Raw genomic sequence first — 10,778 nt, forward strand, 5'->3', positions numbered from 1 at the left:
GCGGCCGGTGCGCATGCGCAGGTGACCCCTGCCGCACTCAAGGCCCCCGCCCCTCCGGCATCTTCCGCAGCACCTGCTTGGGACACAGGGAGACGCGATCATGGCTGAGACGGCCCGCCGCAGGACCCGCCGCAAGACCGACAACACCGACCGCAAGAACGCCGCCGCCGCGCTCCAGCGCGCGCTCGACCGCCGCGACAACGGCGGCGCCACCGGGCACTGACGCCGGTCACCGCCCCGGCGTGCGCACCACCTCGAAGTGGTCCACGCGCTCGCCCGACTCGGCGAGCGTGGTGACCTCCAGCTTCGGGTTGGGGCCCGGATCCACCTTCACCACGAGGAACGAGAAGCCGGTGTAGCGCACCCGCGACCACTCCACCGATTCCTTGCTCTTCGACCCGTCCTTCGCCCAGTGGTAGCTGTTCACCTCGTCGAGGTCCTTCACCTGGCCCTCGTAGCTGTCGGGCACCGGGAACTCGTACAGCCGCGCCCCGGCCCCGCCGGCCGTGGCGTAGACGATGCCGTCGCGCACCGCGTCGGCGCTGCCGCCGATCGGGACCTGCTTGGCGGCCTTGCCGCCGCGGATGGCGTCGGTGCGCTCGTAGACGTGGTTGTGGCCGTTGATGACCAGGTCCACCTGGTGCTTCTCGAACAGCGGCACCCAGGCGTCGCGCACCCCGCCGTCCGAGGCGTGGGCGCTGGTGGTCGAGAAGGCGCAGTGGTGGAAGAAGACCACGACGAAGTCGATGCCGGGCTGCGCGCGCAGCTCGCCGAGGATCCGGTCCAGCCAGCGCGTCTGCTCGCCGCCCGTGTAGCCGGTGTTGGGGGTGATCTCGTAGCTGACGTCGTTGGCGTCCAGCGCGACGACGCCCACGTTGGCGTAGGTGAAGGAGTAGGCCCCGGGCGCCTTGCGCGGATCGGGGCCGTTGTCGGGGAGCGTCCAGCGGGCCAGCTGGCCGCCGTAGCCGTCGGGGGAGTACCAGGCCTCCATGTCGTGGTTGCCGGTGGTCACCATCCACGGCACGCTCGCCGCGACCGAGTCGGTCTGGGCGAGGAAGGAGTCCCACACCCGGGCGTCGTACACGTCCGAGGCCGAGCCGTGGCCGCTGGTGTCCGCGTAGCACAGGTCCCCGGCGTGCAGATGGAAGGAGGGGTCCTGGCCGAGCAGCAACTGGTCGTTGGCGAGCGCGTCATAGCTGACGCCCTGGTCGCCGAAGGCGGTGAAGACGAAGGACTCGGCCTTCTCGGGGGCCGTGCGGAACGTCCCGAGGGCCGAGAAGCGGCGCGGGTCGGCCGGGTCGAAGCCGTCGTGGCCGACGCCGTAGTAGTAGGTGACGCCGGGCCGCAGGCCGTCCAGGGCGGCGTGCAGGTAGTACTGGTCGACGGCCGGGAGCTTGGCGCTGAGCGAGGGCGTGTGCAGCGGGCGCACCTCGGCCTCGATCTTCTGGCTCAGCTCCCAGGGCTGGAGGCCGATCCGCACATACGGGGCCTTGACGGCGAGGGGGACCTGCCAGGAGATCCGCATCTGTGTCCTGGGGTCGGCGCCGAAGGCGAGATGGCGGCCGAAGGGCGCGACCAGCGAGCCGTCCACCTTCCGCGACACCGGGCCGGCGAGCAGGGTCGGCGACGGCCTCCTCTCCACGGCGCTCGCCGACCCGGTGAGCAGCCCCGCCCCCGCCACCGTGCCCGCCGCCGCGATGCCGCCGCGCAGCGCCCCGCGCCGGGAGAGCCTGGTCCGCAGATACTCGTGCTGCTCGGCCATCGTCATCCGGCGCGCCAGGCGCTCGGGAATGCCGACCCGCGGGACATCGGAGGAGGTGGGGGGCGTGCCCCGGGAGAAGTCAGCCATGTGCCGGAATCTGCCCCTGAAAGGCGACTTCACGCGGTACACAGGGTGAACGTGAGCCATCCGGATGAGCATCCGTCCACATGTCGGACGTTCAATGTCATTGATTGGGACGAGGGGTAGGGTCCCGGTATGTCTCGTAGCATTCGCCTCGCAGTGATCCCCGGTGACGGTATCGGCCAGGAAGTCGTGCCGCAGGGTCTCAAGGTCCTCTCGGCCGTCCTTCCGCAGGACGTGAAGCTCGAGACCCAGGAGTACGACCTCGGCGCCCGGCGCTGGCACGCGACCGGCGAGACCCTGCCGGACGCGGAGCTCGAGTCGCTGAAGAACCACGACGCGATCCTGCTCGGCGCCATCGGCGACCCGTCGGTGCCCTCGGGCGTACTGGAGCGCGGGCTGCTGCTCAAGCTGCGCTTCGTCTTCGACCACTACGTCAATCTGCGTCCGTCGAAGCTGTTCCCGAACACCGCCACCCCGCTGGCCGGCCGCCCCGACATCGACTTCGTCGTCGTACGCGAGGGCACCGAGGGTCCGTACACGGGCAACGGCGGGTCGCTGCGCACCGGCACCCCGGCCGAGGTGGCCACCGAGGTCAGCGTGAACACGGCGTACGGCGTCGAGCGCGTGGTGCGCGACGCGTACGCCCGGGCCGCCGCCCGGCCGCGCAAGAAGCTCACCCTCGTGCACAAGACCAATGTCCTGGCGCACGCGGGCCACCTGTGGAAGAACATCTTCGACAAGGTCGGCGCGGAGTTCCCCGAGGTCACCACCGACTATCTGCACGTCGACGCCGCGACGATCTTCTTCGTCACCCAGCCCGAGCGGTTCGACGTGATCGTCACCGACAACCTCTTCGGTGACATCCTCACGGACCTGGCCGCCGCCGTCACCGGTGGCATCGGGCTCGCCGCGAGCGGCAACATCAACCCCTCCGGCACCTTCCCGTCGATGTTCGAGCCGGTCCACGGCTCCGCGCCGGACATCGCGGGCACCGGCAAGGCCGACCCGACCGCGACCGTGCTGTCGGTGGCCCTGCTGCTCCAGCACCTCGGATACGAGGCCGAGGCGGCCCGTATCGAGACCGCCGTCGCCCAGGACCTCGCGGAGCGTGGCGACACGCCGCGCACCACCGACGAGATCGGCGACGCGCTCGCCGCACGAGTATCGGGCTGACCCCAGCCTCTGCCGACGCGCGGCTGGGTGCGACCATCGACCTTGGGCCGCGCTGACGCACGCACCTCTTCCCCGGCCCCACTCCGAGCGATAATCGGACGTGGGGCCGTCGCGTGAGAGGAAGCTCGGACGTCCTAGTACCTCCGGGTACCGGGGCGCCGCGGGCGCGGTCCGCTACAACCAACGGTGAAGGACTACCACTCATGACGACGCCCACGATCGAGCTCAAGCCCTCCGCACACCCCCTCTCCGACGATGAGCGGGAGCGGATCCTGGCCAACCCCGGCTTCGGCCGCCACTTCACCGACCACATGGTGACCGTCAAGTGGACCGAGGGGCGCGGCTGGCACGACGCCCAGCTCGTGCCGTACGCGCCCCTCTCGCTCGACCCGGCGAACATGACCCTCCACTACGCCCAGACGATCTTCGAGGGGCTCAAGGCGTACCGCCAGCCCGACGGCGGCGTGGCCACCTTCCGCCCCGAGGAGAACGCCGAGCGCTTCCGCGCCTCCGCGCGCCGCATGGGCATGCCCGAGCTGCCCGTCGAGACCTTCATCGCGGCCTGCGACGCGCTGGTCACCCAGGACCGGGCGTGGGTGCCGGCCAGCGGCGAGGAGTCGCTCTATCTGCGGCCCTTCATGTTCGCGACCGAGGTGGGCCTCGGCGTGCGGCCGGCGAACGAGTACCTCTTCATGGTCATCGCCTCCCCGGCCGGGGCCTACTTCCCCGGCGGGGTCAAGCCGGTCTCCGTGTGGCTCTCCGAGGAGTATGTGCGTGCCGCCCCCGGCGGCACCGGCGCCGCCAAGACGGGCGGCAACTACGCCGCTTCGCTGGTCGCCCAGGCGCAGGCCGCCGAGCAGGGCTGTGACCAGGTGGTCTGGCTGGACGCGATCGAGCGCCGCTGGATCGAGGAGATGGGCGGCATGAACCTGTACTTCGTGTACGGGGACCGCATCCTGACCCCCGAGCTGTCCGGCTCGCTGCTGCCGGGCATCACCCGCGCCTCGCTGCTGCGGATCGCCGCCGACCTGGGATACGAGGTCTCCGAGGGCCGGATCTCCGTCGACGACTGGCGGGAGGGCAACGCGGACGGCAGCCTCACCGAGGTCTTCGCCTGCGGCACGGCCGCCGTCATCACCCCCGTCGGCTCGGTCAAGTCCGCCCGCGCGAGCTGGACGGTGGCGGACGGCCGGCCGGGCGAGGTGACGATGAAGCTGCGCAAGGCGCTGCTGGACATCCAGACCGGCGCCGCCCCGGACACCCATGGCTGGATGCACCGCCTGGGCTGACGCGGGGAGCCGGGCGCCGGGCCCGCCAGAAGGGCCCGCCGGAAGGGTGAGACGGGTCGACGTCGTGTACGGCGTCGGCCCCTCCGAACGCGATTCCGAGCCGCGATCCCGACCCGGGTGCGCGTTCGCGCGCCGGCCCGCATTTTGAGACGGAAGGGAGCGCGGGGGCGGAGTGTGCCAAACTGCCCCCGTGCTCACGTTCGCCATGATTATTGGCAGCAGGCGCGCCGGTCCGCAGTGACCGCCCCGTACGACCATGTACGGCGCGACCACCGTGCCCCCAGACCCGCGCGCAGACCTCTCGCACCCGCGAGGGGTCTTTTCGTTTTCCGGACCACCCCGCCGGACGCGGAGCGCGAGGGATCATAGGAGGGCGCGGAACCGGTTATTCCGGTAGACCGAGATCGATCCCACAGGAGCCAGACCACCATGAAGGACCTGCCCGACGACAGCCTCCATGTCTTCGACACCACGCTGCGCGACGGCGCGCAGCGCGAGGGCATCAACCTCACCGTCGCGGACAAGCTGACCATCGCCCGTCACCTCGACGACTTCGGTGTGGGCTTCATCGAGGGCGGCTGGCCCGGCGCCAACCCGCGCGACACGGAGTTCTTCGCCCGGGCCCGCGCCGAGATCGACTTCAGGCACGCACAGCTGGTCGCGTTCGGCGCCACCCGCAAGGCGGGCGTCCGGGCCGCGGACGACCCCCAGGTCCAGGCGCTGCTCGACTCCCAGGCCCAGGTGATCACGCTGGTGGCCAAGTCCCACGACCGCCATGTGGAACTCGCCCTGCGCACCACGCTGGAGGAGAACCTGGAGATGGTCCGGGACACCGTCTCCCATCTGCGCGCCCAGGGCCGCCGGGTGTTCGTCGACTGCGAGCACTTCTTCGACGGCTACCGCGCCAACCCCGGCTACGCCAAGCAGGTCGTCAGCGCCGCCCATGAGGCGGGCGCCGATGTGGTCGTGCTCTGCGACACCAACGGCGGCATGCTCCCGGCCCAGATCGACGCCGTGGTCCGTACCGTCCTGGCCGACACCGGAGCCCGGCTGGGCATCCACGCCCAGGACGACACCGGCTGCGCCGTCGCCAACACCCTGGCCGCCGTGGACGCGGGCGCCACCCATGTCCAGTGCACCGCCAACGGCTACGGCGAGCGGGTCGGCAACGCCAACCTCTTCCCGGTGGTGGCCGCCCTGGAGCTCAAGTACGGCCGCACGGTCCTGCCTGCCGGCGCGCTGGCCGAGATGACCCGCATCTCGCACGCCATCGCCGAGGTGGTCAATCTCACCCCCTCGACCCACCAGCCCTACGTCGGCGTCTCGGCCTTCGCGCACAAGGCCGGGCTGCACGCCTCCGCGATCAAGGTGGACCCGGACCTCTACCAGCACATCGACCCCGAGCTGGTCGGCAACACCATGCGGATGCTGGTGTCGGACATGGCGGGGCGGGCGTCGGTCGAGCTGAAGGGCAAGGAGCTGGGCATCGACCTCGGCGGCGACCGGGAGCTGGTCGGCCGCGTCGTGGCGCGGGTCAAGGAGCGCGAGCTCGCGGGCTACACCTACGAGGCCGCCGACGCCTCCTTCGAACTGCTGCTGCACGAGGAGGTGGAGGGGCGGCCCCGCCGCTACTTCACCGTCGAGTCCTGGCGGGCCATCGTCGAGGACCGCCCCGACGGCACCCACGCCAACGAGGCGACGGTCAAGCTCCGGGCCAAGGGCGAGCGCATCGTCTCCACGGCCGAGGGCAACGGCCCGGTCAACGCGCTGGACCGGGCGCTGCGCCTGGGCCTGGAGCGCATCTACCCGCAGCTGGCCACGATGGAGCTGGTGGACTACAAGGTGCGCATCCTGGAGGGCAAGGGCGGTACGGAGTCCACGACGCGGGTGCTGGTCTCGACGACGGACGGCAAGGGCGAGTGGTCGACGGTGGGCGTCGGGGAGAACGTGATCGCGGCCTCGTGGCAGGCGCTCGACGACGCGTACGCCTACGGGCTGCTGAAGGCCGGCGTGGAGCCGCAGGAGTAGCCGGGCGGCAGGAGATTCGCGGCCCCGGCAGAGCCTTGGGGGTGTAGCTCTGCCGGGGCCGTTGCGTTGAAGTTATGTTGAATCTTCAACGGGACTAGCCTAACTCCATTCTCCACGAACACAAAATCTTCCGAAAATCGTCACGAGTGTTCACCGGAGAAGGTTGGCGACGCGCGTAGAAGTTCGGCAGGCTGTCTCACTCGCACGGCACGCTCCACCTGCACAGCCGCACCGTCCACAGCACGGCCCACAGCAGGAGGTCCCATGAAGCTCCGGTCCGTCGGCAGCTCCGCCGTCACGGCTCTCGTCCTCGTCCTCGGCGTCCTCTTCGCCCCCGGAGTCGGTGTGATCAGCAGCGCCGGGGAGGCGTTCGCGGTCACCAAGATCAGCCACTCCCAGGCCACCTCGATGTTCCGCTCCAGCGGTATCACCTGGTCCTCCTCCGGAGGCTGCTCGGACCGGAACAACGCCACCTGTACCTCCTTCGAACAGCTCAACCTGCCGACCGCGCAGGGGGCCCAGACCCTCAAGAGCGCCAGCGGCTGCGCCCTGAACATCACCGGCGGCACCGAGACCGGGCACGCGAGCGGCACCTACAGCCACTGGAACGGCTACAAGCTCGACTACGCCCTCAACAGCTGCGTCACCAACTACATCACCGGTAACTTCGCCTACATCGGCCTGCGCAGCGACGGCGCCAAGCAGTACAAGTCCAACTCGGGCAACATCTACGCCCTCGAGGGCAACCACTGGGACGTCATCTACTACAACTGCGGCGGCTGCTGACCCGCGCCCCGGCCGGGCGCGCCCATCCGGGTGGACATGTCCGCCGCCCCCGGGCGTGCCCGATCGGGGTTTGTGGGGTGCCGACAGCGGTGATTGCCCAGGGGCGCGTACAGTGGCAGGAAATCCGCTGTCCAGTTCTGTTCTGCCTACCCACCAAAACGCGCCCGACGTTGTATGGAATTGACATGCGTCTCGGGGGGCCCGGGAACGTACCGTCATTGCATGACCAATCTCGAAGGTGCGCCCGATGAGGCGAGCGACGTCCGCGGGCGTGTCGCCGAGCTGCACGCGATCCGCGAGCAGGCTCGGCGCGGCCCGAGCGAGCGGGCGACCGAGGCCCAGAAGGCCAAGGGGAAGCTGACGGCCCGCGAACGGATCGATCTGCTCCTGGACGAGGGGTCCTTCAACGAGGTCGAGCCGCTGCGGCGGCACCGCGCGAGCGGGTTCGGGCTCGAGGCGAAGCGGCCCTACACCGACGGTGTCGTCACGGGCTGGGGGACCGTACACGGCCGGACCGTGTTCGTGTACGCACACGACTTCCGGATCTTCGGCGGGGCCCTCGGGGAGGCCCACGCCACCAAGATCCACAAGATCATGGACATGGCCATCTCGGCCGGGGCGCCGCTGGTGTCCCTCAACGACGGTGCCGGCGCCCGCATCCAGGAGGGCGTCTCGGCGCTCGCCGGCTACGGCGGCATCTTCCAGCGCAACACCAAGGCGTCCGGCGTCATCCCGCAGATCAGCGTGATGCTCGGCCCGTGCGCGGGCGGCGCGGCCTACTCCCCGGCGCTCACCGACTTCGTCTTCATGGTCCGCGAGACCTCGCAGATGTTCATCACAGGACCGGACGTGGTCCAGGCGGTGACCGGCGAGAAGGTCACCCAGAACGGACTGGGCGGCGCGGATGTGCACGCCGAGACCTCGGGCGTGTGCCACTTCGCGTACGACGACGAGGAGAGCTGCCTGGAGGAGGTGCGCTACCTCCTGTCGCTGCTGCCGCAGAACAACCGCGAGAACCCGCCGGTCGTCGAGTCCGACGACCCGGCCGACCGGCGCGGCGAGACGCTGCTCGACCTCGTCCCGGCCGACGGCAACCGCCCGTACGACATGCGCAAGGTCATCGAGGAGATCGTCGACGACGGCGAGTACCTGGAGGTCCACGAGCGCTGGGCGACCAACATCATCTGCGCCCTGTCCCGGCTGGACGGCCAGGTGGTGGGCATCATCGCCAACCAGCCGCAGTCGCTCGCCGGTGTGCTGGACATCGAGGCGTCGGAGAAGTCCGCCCGCTTCATCCAGATGTGCGACGCCTTCAACATCCCGCTGATCACGCTGCTGGACGTGCCCGGCTTCCTGCCCGGCGTGGACCAGGAGCACGGCGGGATCATCCGGCACGGCGCCAAGATGCTGTACGCGTACTGCAACGCCACCGTGCCGCGGATCTCGGTCATCCTGCGCAAGGCCTACGGCGGCGCCTACATCGTCATGGACTCCCAGTCCATCGGCGCCGACCTGACCTACGCCTGGCCGACGAACGAGATCGCGGTGATGGGCGCCGAGGGCGCCGCCAACGTGATCTTCCGCCGGCAGATCGCCGGGGCCGACGACCCCGAGGCCATGCGCGCCCGCATGGTCAAGGAGTACAAGTCCGAGCTGATGCACCCGTACTACGCCGCCGAGCGCGGCCTGGTCGACGACGTCATCGACCCCGTGGAGACCCGCGAGGTCCTCATCAGGTCCCTGGCGATGCTGCGCAACAAGCACGCCGACCTGCCGTCCCGCAAGCACGGCAACCCGCCGCAGTAGCGCGAGCATTGGAGACGAAGCCACCGTGAGCAGTTCACAGGACATCGCCGATAACCCCGCCGATACCGCCGTCGGCACCGCCACTCTCGTCCGCGTCGAGAAGGGCCACGCCGACGCCGAGGAGCTCGCCGCCGTCACCGCGGTGCTCCTGGCCCGCGCGGCCGCGGGCGCCGTTCACCGCCGCTCGCCGGGCCGCACCGGCCGCAGCGCGGCGGGCTGGCGCCGACTGGAGCGCCAGCGGGGCTTCCGCGCCCCGAACAGCTGGCAGGGCTGAGCCCCCGGCGAAGCGACCCGGCGAGACGCCCCTGGCGAACGCCGCCCCGACCGCGGCCCGAAGCGCACAAATCCCCCGCTCTCCCGGAGAGCGGGGGATTTGTGCGTTCGGCGGCGGGCGCCGCCGACGCTGTACGTCGCTATCGCAAACGCGCCATCAGGGCGTGCTCCACGAGCGTGATGAGTGCGCTCTTGGCCTCGCTGCGGTGGCGGGCGTCGGTGATGATGATCGGCGCGTCCGGGCCGATCTGGAGTGCTTCCCGCACCTCTTCGGGGGTGTAGGGCTGGTGTCCGTCGAAGCCGTTGAGGGCGATGACGAAGGGCAGTCCGGAGTTCTCGAAGTAGTCGACGGCGGGGAAGCAGTCGGCGAGGCGCCGGGTGTCGACGAGGACGACGGCGCCGATGGCGCCGCGGACCAGGTCGTCCCACATGAACCAGAAGCGGTCCTGGCCGGGCGTGCCGAACAGGTACAGGATCAGGTCCTGGTCGAGCGTGATACGGCCGAAGTCCATGGCCACCGTGGTGGTGGTCTTGTCCGGCGCGTGGGTGAGATCGTCGATCCCCGCGGAGGCGGAGGTCATCACGGCTTCGGTGCGCAGCGGGTTGATCTCCGAGACCGCGCCTACAAACGTGGTCTTGCCCACGCCGAAGCCGCCCGCCACCACGATTTTCGCGGAGGTGGTGGAGCGGGCTGCACCGCTAGAGCTTGCGAAGTCCACTGAGCACCCTTTCGAGCAGTGTCACGTCAGGCTGGCCGCCGGCGGACTCGTCGCCGCCGGGCTGATGGATGGCGACGAGCCCGGCCTCGGCCAGGTCGGCTACGAGGATCCGGGCGACGCCGAGGGGAATGGTCAGGAGTGCGGAGATCTCGGCGACCGACTTGATCTCGCGGCACAGGTGGCAGATCCGCTGGTGCTCGGGCAGCTGGCCCTGGAGCTGGGCGGGGTCCGCCGTGGTGGAGACGAGCGCCTCGATGGCGAGCTGGTACCGGGGCCGGGTCCGGCCACCGGTCATGGCGTACGGGCGCACCAGCGGGTTGTGTCCGGTGGCCGGGGAGGACGGCTCCGGGTGTCGCACGGGCGGCGCGGGCCGGTTGCGCGGCTGATGCGACTGGTGCGGCTGAGGTTCGCCGGACAGGCCCGCCGAGCCGACGGGCGGGGCGTAGGAGGGCGCGTACGGCTGCTGGACGGGCTGCGGATGCGGGGTCAGGGGTTGTGCCTCCTGAGCCTGGTGAACGGGCTCCTGAGGCGCCGCAGGGGCCTGCCCGGCCGTACGGGCCTGACGGCTTGGCGTGGAGGGGAAGTTGAAGCGCTTCAACGGGGCGTCGCCGTGCGGCTCTGCCTGTTGCCCATGGCCGTACGGATATCCACCGGGGGGCGTTGCCACGTGTCCTCCTCCAACTCGCCTGTCTGCCGGTCGCGCCACCGCACCCTAACGGCGCGGTGGCGCGAAACGCATCTTTGTGTTTGCTAGTTGAGAAGACTGCCTTGCAGTTCGGCGCGGAGGTCCGGGGTGAGGACGGTGCCCGCGCGGTCGACCAGCAGGGCCATCTCGTAGCCCACGAGGCCGATGTCGCA

Annotated in this window: 10 protein-coding genes and 1 pseudogene; 7 read left to right on the forward strand and 4 right to left on the reverse strand. The window is 70.3% G+C overall.

Annotated elements, in window-relative coordinates:
- Positions 1–100 precede the first annotated feature (100 nt).
- On the forward strand, positions 101–223 hold the full coding sequence (locus tag ACZ4WQ_RS20995; RefSeq protein WP_311730711.1) for a hypothetical protein: 123 nt from the start codon (positions 101–103) through the stop codon (positions 221–223).
- A gap of 6 nt (positions 224–229) precedes the next feature.
- Here the strand turns inward: ACZ4WQ_RS20995 and ACZ4WQ_RS21000 are convergent, their stop codons facing one another.
- Complete coding sequence (locus ACZ4WQ_RS21000; RefSeq protein WP_398371780.1) at positions 230–1,849, reverse strand: purple acid phosphatase family protein; 1,620 nt, start codon at positions 1,847–1,849, stop codon at positions 230–232.
- 129 nt (positions 1,850–1,978) lie between these two features.
- Here ACZ4WQ_RS21000 and ACZ4WQ_RS21005 point away from each other — a divergent pair, with 129 nt between their 5' ends.
- The 6 genes from ACZ4WQ_RS21005 to ACZ4WQ_RS21030 all read left to right on the forward strand — a co-directional run bounded on the left by ACZ4WQ_RS21005 (position 1,979) and on the right by ACZ4WQ_RS21030 (position 9,202).
- Complete coding sequence (locus ACZ4WQ_RS21005; RefSeq protein WP_358847655.1) at positions 1,979–3,019, forward strand: 3-isopropylmalate dehydrogenase; 1,041 nt, start codon at positions 1,979–1,981, stop codon at positions 3,017–3,019.
- Between the two features lie 203 nt (positions 3,020–3,222).
- Positions 3,223–4,308 carry a branched-chain amino acid aminotransferase gene (locus tag ACZ4WQ_RS21010; protein WP_361192449.1) on the forward strand — a complete coding sequence of 362 codons (1,086 nt, stop codon included), beginning with the start codon at positions 3,223–3,225 and terminating at the stop codon, positions 4,306–4,308.
- 429 nt (positions 4,309–4,737) lie between these two features.
- Positions 4,738–6,336 (forward strand): citramalate synthase, encoded by a 1,599-nt coding sequence (gene cimA / locus ACZ4WQ_RS21015; RefSeq protein WP_311730706.1) that lies wholly within the window; start codon positions 4,738–4,740, stop codon positions 6,334–6,336.
- Positions 6,337–6,600: 264 nt separating this feature from the next.
- The gene (locus ACZ4WQ_RS21020; RefSeq protein ID WP_311730705.1) at positions 6,601–7,122 is read left to right on the forward strand and encodes a hypothetical protein; all 522 of its coding nucleotides are present in this window, start codon (positions 6,601–6,603) and stop codon (positions 7,120–7,122) included.
- Positions 7,123–7,344: 222 nt separating this feature from the next.
- A complete protein-coding gene (locus ACZ4WQ_RS21025) occupies positions 7,345–8,928 on the forward strand; it encodes an acyl-CoA carboxylase subunit beta (protein ID WP_311730704.1) in 1,584 nt (527 codons plus the stop codon).
- Positions 8,929–8,953: 25 nt separating this feature from the next.
- A complete protein-coding gene (locus ACZ4WQ_RS21030; RefSeq protein ID WP_311730703.1) occupies positions 8,954–9,202 on the forward strand; it encodes an acyl-CoA carboxylase subunit epsilon in 249 nt (82 codons plus the stop codon).
- Positions 9,203–9,341: 139 nt separating this feature from the next.
- Here ACZ4WQ_RS21030 and ACZ4WQ_RS21035 read toward each other — a convergent pair whose 3' ends face one another.
- The 3 genes and pseudogenes from ACZ4WQ_RS21035 to ACZ4WQ_RS21045 form a co-directional block, all read right to left on the reverse strand.
- On the reverse strand, positions 9,342–9,920 hold the full coding sequence (locus ACZ4WQ_RS21035; protein WP_078610434.1) for a GTP-binding protein: 579 nt from the start codon (positions 9,918–9,920) through the stop codon (positions 9,342–9,344).
- On the reverse strand, positions 9,901–10,587 hold the full coding sequence (locus ACZ4WQ_RS21040; RefSeq protein ID WP_311730700.1) for a DUF742 domain-containing protein: 687 nt from the start codon (positions 10,585–10,587) through the stop codon (positions 9,901–9,903). Before ACZ4WQ_RS21040 ends, ACZ4WQ_RS21035 begins: the two co-directional genes overlap by 20 nt.
- A gap of 83 nt (positions 10,588–10,670) precedes the next feature.
- Positions 10,671–10,778: pseudogene (locus ACZ4WQ_RS21045) on the reverse strand (roadblock/LC7 domain-containing protein); the annotation flags it as partial.

The organism is Streptomyces sp. NPDC028305 (assembly GCF_055569495.1).